Raw genomic sequence first — 17976 nt, forward strand, 5'->3', positions numbered from 1 at the left:
GGGCCCAGCCTAGCGGCGGGCCCGCCGCCCGCGGCTCAGACGCCCTGCCGCGTGACGGCCGGCCGCGGGGCGCGCTGGTGCCCGTGCTGGATGGCCACGCGGATCTTCTGGCCGCCCTTGAGCACGTACTCCGCGCCGTGCACGTGGATCGTGACGTCGTCCGCGCGCCGGGAGGCCCCCTCGAGCTCCAGGACGTGGTGGTCGATGCAGACCCGGATCACCTGGCCGCGGTACAGCACCGTGAACGAGACGGCGTCCAGCTGGCTCGGCAGGGCCGGGTCGAACTCGAGCCAGCCGCCGCGCACGCGCAGCCCCGCGTAGGCGCGGGTCACGACGTCGACGGAGCCGGCCATGGCGCCCAGGTGGATGCCCTCGCCCGTGGTCCCGCCCTGGGTGTCGTCGAGGTCCACCAGGAGGGCGTCCTGGAACGAGGACCACGAACGGTCCGGGTTCAGCCACGCGAGCACCGAGGCGTTGACCACCCGGGACAGGGAGGAGCCGTGCGAGGACCGCGCGATGTAGAAGTCGACGGTGCGCTCGATGGCGGCGTGGTCCACCTCGTAGCCCATCCGGCCGAGCTCCTCGACCAGGCCGTCGGGACCGAAGAGGTAGACCAGCATGATCGTGTCGGCCTGCTTGGCCAGCTTGTAGTTGTTGGTCATGTCGCCCTCGTTCTCCAGCAGGAGGTCGAGGCGGCCGATGTTGCGGTACTTGGCCCGGTAGTACTCCCAGTCCAGCTCGTCGAGGTCGTCGTAGCCGTGGAACTGGCTGATGGTGCCGTCCGTGTTGAACGGCACGAACATCCGCTCGGCCATCCGCTGCCAGGTCCCGACCTCCTCGGCCGAGAGGTCGAAGCGGGCGGAGAGCTCCTCGCGCTGGTGCTCCACCATGTCGTGGAAGATGTGCGCGCTGTGCCGGAACAGCCAGGCCGCCAGCACGTTCGTGTAGGCGTTGTCCTTCAGCCCGCCGCCGTGCTGGCCGCGCGGGCCGTCGTGGTACTCGTCCGGGCCCATGACGCCGGCGATGTGGTAGCGGCCGTCCGCGGGGTCGTAGTCGGTGAGCGACGCGAACAGCCGGGTGATCCCGATGATCAGCTCCGAGCCCTGCCCCGCCAGCCAGTCGAGGTCACCGGTGGTCTCGTAGTAGATCCAGGCGTTGTAGGCGATCGCGAGGCCCACGTGGAACTGCCGCCACGAGTTGTCCGGCAGCCACCGGTTGGAGTGGTGGTTGAACAGCTCCGGCGGGGTCTCCTCCCGGCCGTCGGAGCCGGACTGCCACGGGAACGCCGCGCCCTCGAGCCCGAACTCGGTGGCCCGGTGCTTGGCCATGGGCAGCCGGCGCCACCGGTAGGAGAGCAGGGCGCGCGTCACCTGCGGCTGGTGCAGGTTGACGACCGGGAGGATGTAGAGCTCGTCCCAGAAGATGTGCCCCCGATAGCCCTCGCCGTGCAGGCCGCGGGCCGGGACCCCGGCGTCGCGCAGGGACATGTGCGGCGCCAGCGTCTGGGCCACGTGGAACAGGTGCACCCGCAGCGCCAGCTGGGTGATGGCCAGCTCCCCGGTGCGCTCCTCCGGGTCCGGGCACACGTCCACGTCGAAGCGGTCCCACAGCAGGGACCACTCGATCTCGTGCGAGGGCAGCAGGCCCCGGACGCCGCTGGGGTTGCGGTCGAGCTCCGCGAGGGCGCCCTCGCGGGGCGAGCCGATCGCGGCGTCGCGGCTCGTGACCACGGCCGTGGTCGAGTCGATGATCACCGGGCGGCCGTCGGCGATGTTGACCTGGTGGCGGCGGAACTCGGTGCCGCCGGGCCGGATCTCGCGGCGCTCCCGGACGTTCTGGCCGCCCTCGATGGTGGTGCGCTGGGCCGTGGTGATCTCGATCTTGGACTGGGTGGTGCGCACGTGCGAGAGCAGGGTCTCGTGGTCGTCGGGCAGCGAGGTCGACTCGAGGTCCACCAGGTGGTGGTCGTTGAGGTCCTGGTACTCCGCGACCCCGTTGTTGCGCACGCTGGGGTCGATGCCCGTGCGCAGGTGCAGCCGCCCCGAGAACCCCCGGGCCGTCACCGTGGTCTCCTGCGCCCCCAGGTGGCGGAAGCGCAGCGACACGAGGCGGCGCTGGACGACCTCCAGCCGGGCGTGGGCCCCGTCCTCGCCCCGGTCGCCGTTGAGGTCGGTGAGGATCAGGGACCGGATGAGCAGCCCGCGGCGCAGGTCGAGCTCGATCCGCTCCTCGGACGGGCGCAGCCCGCCCTCCGACCACCAGTCGCCGCCGGAGACCCGCAGGTCCAGGTGGGTCCAGTTGGGGGCGTTGACCATGGACTCGTGCTCGACGTCGCGGCCGCTCAGGTGGCTCACCACCCGGTTGAAGATGCCGGCCAGGTAGTTGCCGGGGTAGTGCACCCCGTTGTCGGGGAACTCGCAGGCCGACCCGCGCACGCCCATGTAGCCGTTCGCCAGCGTCAGCAGGGTCTCCCGCCGGGCCTCGGTGGCCGGGTCGAAGCCCTCGAAGACCAGCTTCCAGGGGTCGTCGCGGCGGGCGCCGAGGTCGAGCTCGCCGACGTCGTTGAGCACGACCGTGGCCCCGGCCCGGTACAGGTCCTTGCGCTCGCCGTGGCGGCGGATCCCCACCACCATGCCGAAGCCGCCGGCGGCGGCGGCCTGCACCCCGGACACGGCGTCCTCCACCACCGCGGAGCGGGCCGGGTTCACCCCGAGCATCTTCGCGCAGGTCAGGAACGTGTCCGGCGCCGGCTTGCCGGGCAGCCCGTGCTCGGCCGCGAAGTGGCCGTCCACGATGATGTCGAAGGAGTCCTGCAGCCCGGCCGCCGCCAGCACGGGGACGCTGTTGCGGCTCGCGGTGACAAGACCCACCGGCACCCCGGCGGCGCGCAGCCGCTCGATGAGCGCCACGGTCTTCTCGAACACCCGGACGCCCTGGACCTGCAGGGCGTCCTGGAAGTAGGTGTTCTTCAGCACGGCCTGACCCTGCACCGTCCACGCCCCCGGCGTCTCGTCGCCCTCCGGCAGGCAGGCGCCCCGGGCGGCGAGCAGGGAGCGGATCCCGTCCTCGCGCCGCCGCCCGTCCACGTAGTGGCGGTAGTCGGCGTCGGCGTCGAAGGGTCGGCGGTCCACCGTGGTGCCGGCCTCGGCCGGCTCGAGCCGGTCGTCGGCCAGGATCGCGTCGAAGAGAGTCTTCCAGGCCGTCGCGTGCACGGCGGCGGTGTCCGTGACCACCCCGTCCATGTCGAAGATCACGGCCTCGTGGGGGATGCGCAGCTGGTCGACCGCCTGCGGCAGCGCGTCCGCGCCCTGGATGCGCGGCAGGGAGGCGGTGAACGGGGCGGTGGGCAGTGCGTTCACGAGAGTTCCTCCGGAAGGTGGGTGCGGCGTCCGCGACCCCTCGGAACCGCACGGAGAAACCCCCAGCACGCGGCACGCGACGGACCCCGGACGCGGCGTTGCGGTTTGGCACTGGAGCGGGGACGGCCGTCCGTGCCGACGGTTCCTGACCAGCTCATTAAACGGCCCGGGGGCCGCGGGGGCAAGCCGCGTCCGCTCAGCGGTCGGCCAGGGGGAGGCGGACGGTGAACCGGGTGCGGCCCGGGACGCTGCTGACGTCGATCCGCCCGTGGTGGGCGCGCACGATGGCGTCGACGATCGAGAGGCCCAGGCCGGCGCCGCGGGAGCTCGCGGCGCGGGCGTGGTCCTCCCGGGCGAAGCGGGAGAAGATGTGCTCGAGGAAGTCGGCGCCGATGCCGGGGCCGTCGTCGCCCACGGCGAGCACGGCCTCGCCGCCGGGCCCCGGTCCGGCGCCCGCCTCCGTCCCGAGCGAGGCCGTGACCGTCGTCTCCGCGGGCGTGTGCTGGTGGGCGTTGGCGAGCAGGTTGATGAGCACCTGGCGTAGCTGGGCCGGGTCCCCGCGCACGAGCACGGGCTCGTCGGGCAGCTCGAGGCGCCAGACGTGGCCGGGCGCCGCGACCCGGAGGTCGCTGACGGTCTCGACCACCAGCTCGAGGAGGTCGACGTCCTCGGTGACCACGGCCCGGCCCTCGTCCAGGCGCGCGAGCAGCAGCAGGTCCTCGACGAGCGCGGTCATCCGGGCCGCCTCGGACTCCACCCGGGACAGGGAGCTGCGGCCCTGCGCGCTCATCGGCTCCGTGAGCCGGATCAGCTCCGCGTAGCCGCGGATGCTGGCCAGGGGAGTGCGCAGCTCGTGGCTGGCGTCGGCCACGAACCGGCGCACGCGCGTCTCGCTGCGCTGGCGGGTAGCAAGCGCGTGGGCGACGTTGTCCAGCATCCGCCCGAAGGCGTGGCCGAGCCGGCCCACCTCCGTGTCCGGGTGCGCGGCCGGCGCCACGGCCCCCACCGGCAGGACCACCTCCCCGTGGTCGAGGTCGAGCTCAGAGATGCGGGTCGCCACGTCGGAGAGCCGCTCCACGGGGCGCAGGGTGCGCCGGACGACGACGAGCCCGACCAGCCCCGTGGCGGCGATGGCGCCGGTCGAGATCGCCGCGGTGCTCACCCCGAAGCTGCGCAGGGTGTCCTCCTTGTCGGCCAGCGGCAGACCGGTCAGCACGAGGCCCCAGTCCCACGGGTCGTCGACCACCAGCACGCGGTAGCCGCCCACGGCCAGCTCCACGTCCACGGGGCCCCACTGCCGGCCCCCCTCGTCGTCCGACTCGGCGCCGAGCGCCGTCACGAGCTCCCCGATCCGCCGCCGGTCCTCGTCGGTCAGCTCCTGCCGCGTCCCGTCGGGGGCGAAGAGCCCGGCGCGGACCACCTCGCCGTCGACGACCCGGGCGTTGAGGGTGCCGGCGCCCTGCGCGGGGACGTCCATCATGGCCTCGAGCTCCTCCGAGGGCCCGGCGGCGGCACGGACCCCGTACTCGATCGTGCGGAACGAGGCGTCCCGGACCCGGCCGTCCAGCTGCTCGCCCAGGGACACGTTGAGGACCGCGAGACCCAGGGCGCCCACGGCGGCGCACGCGACGGTCAGCAGCGCCAGGACCGTCAGCAGCAGCTTGGTGCGCAGCTGCAGCGCCCGTCCCGCTCCCCGCGGCCGGGCCCGCGCCCCGGTCGCCTCCGGGTCCGTGGGACCGGTGCCCGTCGGGCCGGTGGCGGTCGGATCGGTGCTGGTCGGATCGGTGCTCGTGGGACCGGTGCTCATGGGGCGGCACGTCCTCGGCGGGTGCTCACTCGGCCGGTTTGAGCACGTAGCCGGCGCCGCGCACGGTGTGGATCATGGGCGGGCGCCCGGCGTCGATCTTCTTGCGCAGGTAGGAGATGTAGAGCTCCACCACGTTGGTCTGGCCGCCGAAGTCGTAGCCCCAGACCTGCTCGAGGAGCTGGGGCTTGCTCAGCACCCGGCGCGCGTTCTCCATGAGGCAGCGGAGCAGGTCGAACTGGGTGGCCGTCAGCGCGATCTCGTCGCCCCCGCGGCTGACCTCCCGGGTGTCCGCGTTGAGCACGAGGTCGCCCACGACCAGCTCCGCGGCGTCCGGGTGGGCGATGCCCGCGCGCTGCACCAGGCGGTGCAGCCGCAGCAGCAGCTCCTCCATGTCGAACGGCTTCGTCACGTAGTCGTCCCCGCCCGCCGCCAGGCCGGTGATGCGGTCCTCGGTGCTGTCCTTCGCGGTGAGGAACAGGGCCGGGACGGTGGGGGAGAAGGAGCGGATCCGCTCGAGCACCTCCACCCCCGAGCAGCCCGGGAGCATGACGTCCAGCACCAGGACGTCGGGCCGGAAGCCGCGGGCCTCGGCCACCGCGGCGTCCCCGTCGTGGGCGGAGCGCACCTGCCAGCCCAGCATCGACAGCCCCATGGACACCATCTGGGCCAGCAGCGGCTCGTCGTCGACGACGAGGGCGCGCACCGGTGCCCCGTCGGGGTGCCGCAGGCGCGGGAGGTCCACGGCGGTGGGCCGCTGCACGGGCTCGGTCACGACGGAATCCCTCCTGGTCCCCGCCGGCGGCACCGGCGTCCTCGGACCGTCCTCAGCGTAGCGCCGCACCGGCCCCCGATCACCTGCGGATCGTTTGCGGACGCACTTCACAGCCCCGGCACAGGAACCCGATAAGAGCGCCACATCCCCGTCTGCTGGAGTGGATCCACTACCGGGCCCGGAGGCCCGGACCCCCGGGCAGGTGCCCGCGGGGCACCACGAGAGGGGAACCACCGCCATGCTGCACACCCGCCACCCCGCCGGACAGGCCCGGGCCGCGGCGCCGTCCGCGGACCCGCCCGCCCGCCGGCGCCTGGTCGGGATCGACGCGGCCCGCGGCCTCGCCCTGCTCGGCATGGTCTCCGTGCACATCCTGCCGTCCTGGGACCCGGAGACCTTCGAGGCCACCGCCCAGTGGACGCTGTTCTCGGGCCGGGCCGCCGCCCTCTTCGCCCTCCTCGCCGGCGTGGGCCTGGCCCTCGGCTCGGGCGGGACCCGGGTGCACGAGGGCCGGCGGGCGACCGCCGACCGGGCCGGCCTGCTCGTGCGCGCGGTGCTCATCACCGCGCTGGGGCTGCTGATCAACCAGCTCTCGCCCGGCGACCCGCCCGCCTACAACATCCTGGTCTACTACGGCGTGTTCTTCCTGCTCGCCCTGCCCTTCCTGCACCTGTCCGTGCGCGCCCTGCTCGCCTGGGCGGCGGGGCTCGCCGTGCTCGGTCCCGTGCTGGTGCACTCGCTCGGCCCCGTGCTGCCCGGGTTCACCGTCTACAACCCCGGCCTCGCCGAGCTCGTCACCGAGCCGGGCACCACCCTCGCCCAGCTGCTCGTGACCGGTTCGTACCCCGGGGTGACGTACCTCGTCTACCTCCTCGCAGGCCTGGCCCTGGGCCGGCTGGACCTCTCGGCCGTGCGCACGCAGGCCGGCCTCGCGATCGGCGGGGCCGCGCTAGCGGTGTTCTCCGCCGTCACCTCCTGGTTGCTGCTGCACCCCCTCGGCGGCATCGAGCGGCTGCTCGCCGCGAGCCCCTCCCTGGACCGGGGGGACGTCCAGGACGTCCTCGTGTACGGGCCGGACCCCGTCCTGCCCTCCGCCACCTGGTGGTGGCTGGCCGTGACCGGGCCGCACACCAACACCCCGCTCGCCCTGCTGAGCGGGGTGGGCACCGGCGCCCTCGTGCTCGGCCTGTGCCTCCTCGTGGCCCGCCGGGCCGGGCACGTGCTGCTGCCGCTGGTCGCGGCCGGCTCGATGACGCTCACCCTGTACTCGGCGCACCTGCTCGGGCTCTTCCTGGAGCTGCACTACGAGCAGCCGGTGCTGTGGTTCCTCGTGCACGTCCTGGTGGGCACCGTGTTCGCCGTCCTGTGGCACCGCGCCCGGGGCCAGGGACCCCTCGAGCGGGTCGTCGGCCGGGCCGCCCACGCCGGACGGGACCGGGTGCTCCGCCATCGCCTAAACTCGTAGACGGTCCACCCAGGTCCCCGACTTCAGGAGCGGCATGTCCACGAGCACGTCCCCGTCCGTCACCAACCAGCCCCTCGCCGAGGTCGATCCGGAGATCGCGGCGGCGATCGCCGACGAGCTCGGCCGCCAGCGCGGCACCCTCGAGATGATCGCCTCCGAGAACTTCGCGCCCCGGGCGGTCCTCGAGGCCCAGGGCTCGGTGCTGACGAACAAGTACGCCGAGGGCTATCCCGGGCGCCGCTACTACGGCGGCTGCGAGTTCGTCGACGTCGTCGAGAACCTGGCCCGGGACCGGGCCACGGCCCTGTTCGGCGCCGAGCACGCCAACGTGCAGCCGCACTCGGGCGCCCAGGCCAACACGGCCGTCATGCAGGCGCTCATGACCCCCGGCGACAAGCTGATGGGCCTCTCCCTGGCCCACGGCGGCCACCTCACCCACGGGATGAAGCTCAACGTCTCCGGCAAGCTCTACGAGATCGCGGCCTACGAGGTCGACCCCGACACCTACACGATCGACATGGACAGGGTCCGGGAGCAGGCCCTCGCCGAGCGCCCGCAGGTCATCGTGGCCGGCTGGTCCGCGTACTCGCGGGAGCTGGACTTCGAGGCGTTCCGCGCGGTCGCCGACGAGGTCGGGGCGAAGCTGTGGGTGGACATGGCCCACTTCGCCGGCCTCGTGGCCGCGGGCCTGCACGCCAACCCCGTGCCGCACGCCCACGTGGTCACCTCGACCGTGCACAAGACCCTCGCCGGACCCCGCTCCGGCGTGATCCTCACCACGGGCGAGCTCAAGAAGAAGATCGACTCCGCCGTCTTCCCGGGCCAGCAGGGCGGCCCGCTCATGCACGCCATCGCGGGCAAGGCCGTGGCCTTCAAGATCGCGGCCACCGAGGAGTTCCGCGCCCGCCAGGAGCGCACCGTCGAGGGCGCCCGGATCCTCGCCGAGCGCCTCGGGGCCGACGACGTCGCCCGGGCCGGGGTGTCCGTGCTGACCGGCGGCACCGACGTGCACCTGGTGCTGGTGGACCTGCGCGACTCCGAGCTGGACGGCAAGCAGGCCGAGGACCTCCTGCACCGGGCGGGGATCACCGTCAACCGCAACGCCGTGCCGTGGGACCCGCGCCCGCCGATGGTCACCTCCGGGCTGCGGATCGGCACCCCCGCGCTGGCCACGCGCGGCTTCGGCGCACCGCAGTTCGAGGAGGTCGCCGAGATCATCGCCACCGCCCTGAAGCCCGGGGCCGACATCGACGCCCTGCGGGCCCGCGTGGACCGGCTGGCCGCGGACTTCCCGCTCTACGACGGCCTCGAGGAGTGGTGAGCGTGGGCGTACGGATCCTCGACGGACGGGCGGCCTCCGCCGCCATCAGGACCGAGCTCGCCGAGCGCGTGGCCGTGCTGGCGGAGCGGGGGGTCACCCCCGGCCTCGGCACGGTGCTGGTGGGCGAGGACCCCGCCTCGCACTCCTACGTGGGCGGCAAGCACAAGGACTGCGCCGAGGTCGGCATCTCCTCGATCCGCCGCGACCTGCCCGCGGACGTCTCCCAGGAGGAGCTCGAGCGCGTCCTCGACGAGCTCAACGCGGACCCCGCGTGCACCGGCTACATCGTCCAGCTGCCGCTGCCCGGGCACATCGACACCAACGCGATCCTCGAGCGCATCGACCCGGACAAGGACGCCGACGGGCTGCACCCGACCAACCTCGGCCGCCTCGTGCTCAACGTCTCCGAGCCGATGACCTCCCCGCTGCCGTGCACGCCGAACGGGGTGATCGAGCTGCTGCGCCGCAACGACGTCGAGCTCGCGGGCCGGCACGTGCTCGTCGTGGGCCGCGGCGTGACCGTCGGACGGCCGATCGGGCTGCTGCTGACCCGCAAGGAGATCAACGCCACGGTCACCCTCGCCCACACCGGCACGCAGGACCTCGACGCGCTGCTGGCCCAGGCCGACGTCGTCGTGGCCGCCGCCGGGCGGCCGCACATGATCACGGCCGACAGCCTCAAGGACGGCGTGGTGCTCCTCGACGTCGGGGTCTCCCGCGTGGAGGACCCCGGGACCGGGAAGAAGAGGCTCACCGGGGACATCGACCCGGCCGCCGCGCAGAAGGCCTCCTGGATCTCCCCCAACCCCGGCGGGGTGGGGCCCATGACCCGGGCCATGCTGCTGCTCAACGTGGTGGAGACCGCGGAGCGGCACGCCGGCCTCCGCTGAGCGCCGTCCACCGCGCCGCGCCCCCGGGAGCCCTCGCTCCCGGGGGCGCGGCCGTCCCCGGCGCGGGGCGGGGACGGCGCCCGCGCCGGTTCGTGGCCCGGGCCGGGATTTGAGACAATGGGGACCATGCGCTCCCTCGGATCCCCGACCCCGTCCACCGCCCCGGCCGCCGAGCCCGCCTCCCGCACCGCCCTGTGGGGCACGGTGATCGGACTGGCCGTGCTCGTGGTGATCTTCGTGGTGGCGCTGCTGCAGGCCGCGAACGCCAACTCGTGGCTGGGCTGGGCGCTCGCCGGCATCGCCCTCGGCTGGCTGCTGCTCGCCACCTGGGTGGTGCTCATGGTCCGCAAGGCCGCCCGCTTCGGCCGCCGGCAGGTCGACGAGGCCCGGGAGCAGCTGCGCACCGGCTCCGGCCGCGCCCCCACCGTCACCGGGTCCGCCGCCGCCGGCTCCATGCGGGACGAGAAGCTCTCCCACAGCTTCCAGATCGTCCTGGTCCAGTCCAAGGTGATCAAGCAGGAGCTCGCCGCGCTGCCCGTCGAGGGCCCCGAGCGCGAGGCGCTGGACCGCGCCCTCGACACCATCGACATCACGGCCGGCAACGGGATGAGCATGCTGCGCCAGGAGCCCCTCAGCGGCACCGTGGTCGACTGACCCCGACCGCCCCGCGGCACGAACCCCCGCAGCACGACCCCCGCTCACCACCACCCGGAAGCCAGGTGCCCCCGCATGTCCCGCCCCGAGAACGTCCTGCGCGTCGCCACCGTCAACGTCAACGGCATCCGCGCCGCCTACAAGCGCGGCATGGCCGACTGGCTGGCGGGCCGTGACGTCGACATCCTGTGCCTGCAGGAGGTCCGGGCCCCCGACCGGATCGTCCGGGACCTGCTCGACGAGCAGGTGTGGGACGTCCACCACGCCGAGGCCGCCGACAAGGGCCGGGCGGGCGTGGCCGTGGCCACCCGCCGGGACGCCCGGGACGGGTCCCTGCTGCCCGTGCGGCGGCGCGACTCCATCGGCCACGAGCACTTCGAGACCGCGGGCCGGTGGGTCGAGACGGACCACGACCTGGCCGACGGCACCACGCTCACCGTGGTCTCGGCCTACGTCCACTCCGGGGAGGTCGGCACCCCCCGCCAGGACGACAAGTACCGCTTCCTCGACGTCATGAGCGAGCGGCTGCCCGAGCTCGCCCGCACGCGGGAGCACGTGCTCGTCGTCGGCGACCTCAACGTGGGGCACACCGAGCTCGACATCAAGAACTGGAAGGGCAACGTCAAGAACGCCGGCTTCCTGCCCGAGGAGCGCGCCTACTTCGACCGCTTCTTCGGCGAGCACGGGTACAAGGACGTCGCCCGGGAGCTGGCCGGACCGGTCCCCGGGCCGTACACGTGGTGGTCGTACCGCGGCAAGGCCTTCGATACCGACGCCGGGTGGCGCATCGACTACCACATGGCCACCCCGGGGCTCGCGGCCCGGGCGGTGACCGCCGCCGTGGACCGCGCCCCCAGCTACGACACGCGCTTCTCCGACCACGCGCCCGTGGTGGTCGACTACCAGCTCTGACCCGTTCGCCCGCTCCGCGCCCCCGCCGGCGCCCGCCCGATCGAAGGACCCCGCACCGTGACCCCTGAGCCCGTACCGTTCGACGTCCCCACCGCCTCCGGCAGACCCCGTGTCGTCTCGGGGGTGCAGCCCTCGGCGGACTCCCTGCACCTGGGCAACTACGTGGGGGCCGTGCGCAACTGGGTGGACCTGCAGGACGACAACGAGTGCGTGTTCTTCGTGGCCGACCTGCACGCCATCACCGCCGAGCAGGACCCGGCCGCCCTGGCCCAGCGGACCCGTGTCACGGCGGCCCAGTACATCGCCGCGGGCATCGACCCCGAGCGCTCCACCCTGCTGGTGCAGTCCCACGTGCCCGAGCACGCCCAGCTGGCCTGGGCGCTCAACTGCATCACGGGCTTCGGCGAGGCGTCCCGGATGACGCAGTTCAAGGACAAGTCCGCCCGGCAGGGCGCCGAGAACGCCACGGTCGGCCTGTTCGCCTACCCGGTGCTCATGGCCGCCGACATCCTGATCTACCAGGCGCACCAGGTCCCGGTGGGGGAGGACCAGCGCCAGCACCTCGAGCTGACCCGCAACCTCGCCCAGCGCTTCAACACCCGCTTCGGGGACACGTTCGTGGTGCCGGACGCGAAGATCCTCGCCGAGTCCGCCAAGGTCTACGACCTGCAGAACCCCACCGCCAAGATGTCCAAGTCCGCCGCGTCCGAGAGCGGGCTGATCCGGCTGCTCGACCCGGCCAAGAAGAACGCGAAGAAGATCAAGTCCGCGGTCACCGACGACGGCACGGAGATCCGCTTCGACCGCGAGGCCAAGCCGGGCATCGCCAACCTGCTGACCGTGTACTCGGCGCTCACCGGCCGGCCCGTGGCCGACCTCGTGGCGGAGTACGAGGGGAAGCTCTACGGCCACCTCAAGGTGGGGCTGGCCGAGGTGGTCACCGAGACCCTGGACCCGATCCAGGCCCGCGCCCAGGAGCTGCTGGACGACCCCGCGGAGCTGGACCGCCTCCTCGCCCGGGGCGCCGAGAAGGGCCGCGAGATCACCGTCCGGACCCTGGCGGGGGTCTACGACCGGATGGGCTTCCTGCCGCGCCTGGGCGGGTCCGGGGGGCTGGGCTAGGCTGGGTCCCGTCCTGTGAGGAGTTGAGTTGACCCGAACGCAGCAGTCCCCCACCATCCGCCCCGGCCAGGTGTACGCGGGCGTGGTGATCGAGCTGCCCGAGCCCGTGGGCCGGGAGCTCCAGGACTGGCGCGCGTCCTTCGGGGACCCCGCCTCCTACGCCGTGCCGGCGCACATCACGCTGATGATCGCCCCGCAGGCGGAGCGCTGGGCGGACGTCGTGCAGCGGGTCGGGGCCGTGGCCCGCGAGTGGGAGCCGTTCCGGGTGGAGATCAACGGCACCGGCACGTTCCGCCCCGTGAGCCCGGTGGTCTACCTGCGCATCCAGGAGGGCGAGGAGCAGTGCCGCGCGCTGCACGACGCCCTGCACGAGGAGCAGCTCGTCTCGGCGTCCCCCTTCGAGTTCCACCCCCACGTCACGATCGCCCAGGCCGTGGAGGAGGAGGACCTCGACCGCGCCCAGGAGATGCTGCGGACCTACCGCGCCGGGTTCCTCGTGGACCGGATCGGTCTCTACGAGCTCGACGGCCGGGGCGTCTGGCGGATCCGCGAGGAGTTCCCCTTCACGGGGCGCGACCGCGACCGGCGCTGAGCCGCCCGGCCATGAGCACCCGCGCCGGCCCCCGCACCGGCCCCGCCCCCGAGCTGCCGCCGCGCGCGATCGACCGCCACGGCATGCGGCGCGAGGCCCTGCGCCAGCGGGCGCTACTGCGCGAGAAGCGGGCCGCCGGCGCCGGCGCCCTAGGGCTGGCCGGCTCGGTGCTCGCCGTGGCGCTCGCCGAGACCTACCGGCGGATGCCGGTCCGCGTGGTCCTGCACTACCTCTTCCACGGCGGGCCCCTCATGGCGGCGGGCCTGTCCTTCGTGCTGATCTTCGCGTCCACCGCCCTGCTGGTGATGGGCTTCTCCGTGATCGGCGTGTTCCTCGGCAACGACCCCCTGGTGCGCGACGCCGTGGTGGAGGCCGTGACCGAGCGCGTCCCCGGCCTGCTGGACACCGGGGACGGGGGAGTGGTCCCCCTCGAGCTGCTCGAGGACACCCGGCCCTTCACCCTGGCCACGGTGATCGGCGCCGCGGTCCTGTTCTTCTCCGGCTGGCGCTGGGTCTCCGGGGTGCGGCTCGCGTTCCGCCGGCTCTTCGAGGTGCCCCCCGCGCAGGGCCTGCCCATCGCGGCCGTGCCGCGGGACCTGCTGGGGCTGCTGCTGCTGGGCGTGCTGCTCGCCCTCTCGGTCGTGGCCAACGGCGCGGCCTCGGGCCTCCTGGGCTTCCTGCTGGACACCGCCGGCGAGCTCGGCTGGGGCAGCGGCCCCGACTGGCTGCGCACCGGGCTGACCTGGGCGCTGAGCACCCTGCTCGTCGTCGTGCTGGACGCCCTGTTCGCCCTCGAGCTCGTGCGGGGCGTGGCCGGGCTGCGGATCACCCGCCGCGCCCTGACCGTCACCGTGCTCGCCGCGGCGGCCGGCAGCTTCGCGCTGCGCTACATCGGGGGCACGGTGGTCGCCGGGGCCACCACCAACCCGTACCTGCTCTCGGTCGCCCTCGTGGTGGGCGTGCTCCTGTGGTTCTACCTGTTCAACCAGATCCTGCTGTTCTCGGCCGCGATCGGGGCGATCGTGCACGCGGACCAGCGCGGCGGGCGGGTGCACCCCGACGGCGAGAACGTGGCGATCACCGTGGTGCCCATGGCCACCCTGACCGGGCGCCGCTGAGCCGCCGCCGCGCACGGACGACGGCGGCCCGCCCCCTGCCGTGCAGGGAACGGGCCGCGGCGGTCCGGGGGCACGCTCACATGGAGCGGCTCAGGATGGCGTTCTTGACCTCGGCGATGGCCTTCGTGACCTGGATGCCGCGCGGGCACGCCTCGGTGCAGTTGAAGGTCGTGCGGCAGCGCCACACGCCCTCCTTGTCGTTGAGGATCTCCAGGCGCAGGTCCCCCGCGTCGTCGCGGGAGTCGAAGATGAACCGGTGCGCGTTGACGATCGCCGCCGGACCGAAGTACTGGCCGTCGGTCCAGAACACGGGGCAGGACGACGTGCACGCGGCGCACAGGATGCACTTGGTGGTGTCGTCGAAGCGCGCCCGGTCCTCCTGGGACTGGTAGCGCTCCATGGTCGGCTCGTTGCCGCCGGCCACGAGGAACGGCATGATCTCGCGGTAGGACTGGAAGAACGGCTCCATGTCCACGATCAGGTCCTTCTCGCACGGCAGGCCCTTGATGGGCTCCACCGTGACGGGCTTGGACAGGTCGAGGTCCTTGAGCAGCACCTTGCAGGCGAGGCGGTTCTGGCCGTTGATGCGCATGGCGTCCGAGCCGCACACGCCGTGCGCGCAGGAGCGGCGGAAGGACAGCGAGCCGTCGATCTCCCACTTCACCTTGTGCAGGGCGTCCAGCACGCGGTCGGTGCCGTACATGGTCAGCTTGTACTCGTCCCAGCGGACCTCGTCGGAGACCTCCGGGTTGTAGCGGCGGATCTGCAGGGTGAGGTCGAAGGTCGGGATCTCGTCGCTGCCCTGCTGCTCCTCGGGCAGGTCCACGCGCGCGGCGGGCTCCCCGCCCTCGGCGTTCTCGGCGGCGGGGTCCACGGCCGGGGCCGCGGCCTCGTCGCGCTCGTCGACCGACCCGGCGTCCGCGTCGGTCTTGTAGCCGGCACGGTCGTCCTGGGCGTGGCCCGGGGCGTGGCCGTGCTCGGGGGCGCGGTCCTGGGGGTCGTCGTCGCGGCCGTCCTCGGGCCGGTCGGGAGTGTGTGCGGTAGACATCAGTACTTACGCTCCATGGGCTCGTAGCGGGTGAAGATGACGGGCTTCGTCTCCTGCCGGATCCCCGCGGTGGGGGAGGAGGGGTCGAGGTAGACCATCGAGTGCTTCATGAAGTTGGCGTCGTCGCGCTCCGGGAAGTCCTCCCGGAAGTGCCCGCCGCGGGACTCGGTGCGGTGCAGGGCGGCCACGGTCATGACCTTCGCGAGCTGCAGGAGGAAGCCGAGCTCCACGGCCTCCAGCAGGTCCAGGTTGAAGCGCTTGCCCTTGTCCTGGATGGAGATGTTCGCGTACCGGGCCTCGAGGGCGGCGATGTCGTCCAGCGCCGTCTGCAGGGTGTCGGCGGTGCGGAACACCTGGACGTTGAGGTCCATGGTGTCCTGCAGGTCCTTGCGGATCGCGGCGACCTTCTCGGTGCCGGTGCCGTTGCGGGCGTTGTCGAGCAGCGCCACGGTGCTGTCCAGGGCGGTGTCCGGCACGGGCACGAACTCGGCCCGCTGCGCGTACTCGGCGGCGTAGATGCCGGCGCGCTTGCCGAACACGTTGATGTCCAGCAGCGAGTTGGTGCCCAGGCGGTTGGAGCCGTGCACGGACACACAGGCGACCTCGCCGGCGGCGTACAGGCCCGGGACCACGTTCTCGTTGTCCTGGAGCACCTCGGCCTTGATGTTGGTCGGGATGCCGCCCATGGCGTAGTGGCAGGTCGGGAACACCGGGACGGGCTCGGTGTAGGGCTCCACGCCCAGGTACGTGCGGGCGAACTCCGTGATGTCGGGCAGCTTCGCGTCGATGTGCGCCGGCTCCAGGTGGGTGAGGTCGAGCAGGACGTAGTCCTTGTTCGGCCCGGCGCCGCGGCCCTCGCGCACCTCGTTGGCCATGGAGCGGGCCACGATGTCGCGAGGGGCGAGGTCCTTGATGGTCGGGGCGTAGCGCTCCATGAACCGCTCGCCGTCGGCGTTGCGCAGGATCCCGCCCTCGCCGCGGGCGGCCTCGGAGACGAGGATGCCCAGCCCGGCCAGGCCGGTGGGGTGGAACTGGATGAACTCCATGTCCTCGAGGGGCAGGCCGTTGCGGAACGCGATGGCCATGCCGTCGCCGGTGAGCGTGTGGGCGTTGGAGGTCGTCTTGTAGACCTTGCCCGCCCCGCCGGAGGCGAAGACCACGGACTTGGCCTGGAAGACGTGCAGCTCCCCGGAAGCGAGGTCGTAGGAGACGACGCCGGCGACGCGGCGCTGGCCGTCGACCTCGGTCATGATCAGGTCCAGGACGTAGTACTCGTTGAAGAACTCCACGTTGTGCTTGATGCAGTTCTGGTACAGCGTCTGGAGGATCATGTGGCCGGTGCGGTCCGCGGCGTAGCAGGCGCGGCGCACGGGGGCCTTGCCGTGGTCGCGGGTGTGGCCGCCGAAGCGTCGCTGGTCGATCTTGCCCTCGGGGGTGCGGTTGAACGGCAGGCCCATCTTCTCGAGGTCGAGGACGGCGTCGATGGCCTCCTTGGCCATCACCTCGGCGGCGTCCTGGTCGACCAGGTAGTCACCGCCCTTGATGGTGTCGAACGTGTGCCACTCCCAGTTGTCCTCCTCGACGTTGGCGAGGGCCGCGCACATGCCGCCCTGCGCCGCGCCGGTGTGGGACCGCGTGGGGTACAGCTTGGTCAGTACGGCAGTGCGGGAGCGCTGACCGGCCTCGATGGCGGCGCGCATACCGGCACCACCGGCGCCGATGATGACCACGTCGTACTTGTGAACCTGCATACCGGTTGTTCTTTCTGTTGGGTGTTCCGTCGGATGTGCTGGGGCCCGGTCGCCTGTGACCGGACGGCGGAGACGGCCCGCCGCGGGGCGGGCCGTCTCCGGCAGGGATCAGCCCGCGGTGCAGAAGCTCGCGAGCAGCGCGGGGTCCGCGCCGGCCGGGCAGGGCTCGAAGGTGAAGATGACGAGGGTGCCGAGCAGGATCACGAAGGCGGACGTGGTGAAGAGGAAGACCTTCAGCCAGAACCGGGTCCGGTCCTTCTCCGCGTAATCGTCGATGATCACGCGCAGCCCGTTCGTGCCGTGCAGCATCGCCAGCCACAGCAGGAGCATGTCGAAGACCTGCCAGAACGGGCTGGCCCACTTGCCGGCCACGAACGCGAAGTCGACGGCGTTCACGCCGCCCTCCGGGCCCACGAGGTTGACCCAGAGGTGGACGAAGACGAGCACCAGCAGGATCACGCCGGACAGGCGCATGAACAGCCACGCGAACATCTCGAAGTTGTTGCGGCGGGACGAGGAGCGGTTGTACTTGATGCCGTTGACCTCGAGGTCCTTGCTCCGGGGGACCGAGATGCTTGCCTTGAGCGGAGTGCTCATAGTGATTAACCCCCGAAGACGTGGGACAGGTGACGGATGAGGAAGGGGATCATGACGACGACCCACAGGGCCAGGACGCCCCAGAGCATCTGCTTCTGGTACTTGGTGCCGCTGGACCAGAAGTCGACCATGATGATGCGCAGGCCGTTGAAGGCGTGGTAGACGATGGCCGCCACGAGGCCGGCCTCGCCCAGGCCCATGACCGGGTTCTTGTAGGTCGCCATGACCGCGTTGTAGGCCTCGGGGGAGACCCGCACGAGCGCCGTGTCCAGGACGTGGACCAAGAGAAAGAAGAAGATGGCCACGCCGGTGATGCGATGGGCCACCCAGGACCACTGGCCATGAGCCTGGCCGCGGTACAGGGTGCCCTTGGATGTCTTCGCCACTGAAAAACCTCCCTGAGTCGCTCGCCGTCGTGCGCTCTAGAAATGTTCGGGAATTCGCACTGCGCACGACGTGAGCGGAGCCCTCCGGCTCTGTGTCGGATGATGCGCGAGTTCCCTCCCACGATACCAGCACGACCGGTGTTTACTGACAGGCTGTCCCGCACGGGCGCACGGGTTCCGCC

General features: G+C 72.4%; 15 protein-coding genes. 8 read left to right on the plus strand and 7 right to left on the minus strand.

Annotated features, from left to right (window positions below):
• Window positions 1–35: 35 nt before the first annotated feature.
• The 3 genes from E7Z53_RS14210 to E7Z53_RS14220 form a co-directional block, all read right to left on the minus strand.
• Complete coding sequence (locus E7Z53_RS14210; RefSeq protein ID WP_176338014.1) at window positions 36–3359, minus strand: beta-phosphoglucomutase family hydrolase; 3324 nt, start codon at window positions 3357–3359, stop codon at window positions 36–38.
• 196 nt (window positions 3360–3555) lie between these two features.
• Window positions 3556–5166 carry a sensor histidine kinase gene (locus E7Z53_RS14215; protein ID WP_176338015.1) on the minus strand — a complete coding sequence of 537 codons (1611 nt, stop codon included), beginning with the start codon at window positions 5164–5166 and terminating at the stop codon, window positions 3556–3558.
• A gap of 25 nt (window positions 5167–5191) precedes the next feature.
• Window positions 5192–5938, minus strand: coding sequence for a response regulator transcription factor (locus tag E7Z53_RS14220; protein WP_017832172.1), 747 nt, complete (start codon window positions 5936–5938; stop codon window positions 5192–5194).
• Window positions 5939–6176: 238 nt separating this feature from the next.
• Between E7Z53_RS14220 and E7Z53_RS14225 the strand changes: the two genes are divergently transcribed.
• The 8 genes from E7Z53_RS14225 (at window position 6177) to E7Z53_RS14260 (ending at window position 14012) form a co-directional block, all read left to right on the plus strand.
• Entirely contained in the window at window positions 6177–7403 is a 1227-nt protein-coding gene (locus E7Z53_RS14225) for a heparan-alpha-glucosaminide N-acetyltransferase domain-containing protein (RefSeq protein ID WP_176338017.1), read from the plus strand.
• Between the two features lie 34 nt (window positions 7404–7437).
• The gene (gene glyA, locus E7Z53_RS14230; RefSeq protein ID WP_017832174.1) at window positions 7438–8724 is read left to right on the plus strand and encodes a serine hydroxymethyltransferase; all 1287 of its coding nucleotides are present in this window, start codon (window positions 7438–7440) and stop codon (window positions 8722–8724) included.
• Between the two features lie 2 nt (window positions 8725–8726).
• Window positions 8727–9614: a bifunctional methylenetetrahydrofolate dehydrogenase/methenyltetrahydrofolate cyclohydrolase gene (locus E7Z53_RS14235; protein WP_176338071.1), complete on the plus strand. Its 888-nt coding sequence runs from the start codon at window positions 8727–8729 to the stop codon at window positions 9612–9614.
• A 126-nt stretch (window positions 9615–9740) separates the two neighbouring features.
• Entirely contained in the window at window positions 9741–10268 is a 528-nt protein-coding gene (locus tag E7Z53_RS14240; RefSeq protein WP_031282329.1) for a hypothetical protein, read from the plus strand.
• A 75-nt stretch (window positions 10269–10343) separates the two neighbouring features.
• Complete coding sequence (locus tag E7Z53_RS14245) at window positions 10344–11180, plus strand: exodeoxyribonuclease III (RefSeq protein WP_017832177.1); 837 nt, start codon at window positions 10344–10346, stop codon at window positions 11178–11180.
• Window positions 11181–11237: 57 nt separating this feature from the next.
• Window positions 11238–12302: a tryptophan--tRNA ligase gene (trpS, locus tag E7Z53_RS14250; protein WP_017832178.1), complete on the plus strand. Its 1065-nt coding sequence runs from the start codon at window positions 11238–11240 to the stop codon at window positions 12300–12302.
• A gap of 28 nt (window positions 12303–12330) precedes the next feature.
• A complete protein-coding gene (locus E7Z53_RS14255) occupies window positions 12331–12894 on the plus strand; it encodes a 2'-5' RNA ligase family protein (RefSeq protein WP_017832179.1) in 564 nt (187 codons plus the stop codon).
• An 11-nt stretch (window positions 12895–12905) separates the two neighbouring features.
• Window positions 12906–14012 (plus strand): YihY/virulence factor BrkB family protein, encoded by a 1107-nt coding sequence (locus E7Z53_RS14260; protein ID WP_017832180.1) that lies wholly within the window; start codon window positions 12906–12908, stop codon window positions 14010–14012.
• Between the two features lie 76 nt (window positions 14013–14088).
• On the opposite strand, the gene E7Z53_RS14265 is transcribed toward E7Z53_RS14260, so the two are convergent.
• From E7Z53_RS14265 to sdhC, 4 genes are all read right to left on the minus strand, one after another.
• Window positions 14089–15060 carry a succinate dehydrogenase iron-sulfur subunit gene (locus E7Z53_RS14265; protein ID WP_017832181.1) on the minus strand — a complete coding sequence of 324 codons (972 nt, stop codon included), beginning with the start codon at window positions 15058–15060 and terminating at the stop codon, window positions 14089–14091.
• Entirely contained in the window at window positions 15060–16811 is a 1752-nt protein-coding gene (gene sdhA, locus E7Z53_RS14270) for a succinate dehydrogenase flavoprotein subunit (RefSeq protein ID WP_017832182.1), read from the minus strand. Before sdhA ends, E7Z53_RS14265 begins: the two co-directional genes overlap by 1 nt.
• A 108-nt stretch (window positions 16812–16919) precedes the next feature.
• The gene (locus E7Z53_RS14275) at window positions 16920–17408 is read right to left on the minus strand and encodes a succinate dehydrogenase hydrophobic membrane anchor subunit (RefSeq protein WP_017832183.1); all 489 of its coding nucleotides are present in this window, start codon (window positions 17406–17408) and stop codon (window positions 16920–16922) included.
• 5 nt (window positions 17409–17413) lie between these two features.
• On the minus strand, window positions 17414–17794 hold the full coding sequence (gene sdhC / locus E7Z53_RS14280) for a succinate dehydrogenase, cytochrome b556 subunit (protein ID WP_017832184.1): 381 nt from the start codon (window positions 17792–17794) through the stop codon (window positions 17414–17416).
• Window positions 17795–17976: the final 182 nt, after the last annotated feature.

Origin of the sequence: Kocuria salina (genome assembly GCF_013368965.1) — a bacterium.
GTDB classification, from domain to species: Bacteria; Actinomycetota; Actinomycetes; order Actinomycetales; family Micrococcaceae; genus Kocuria; species Kocuria rosea.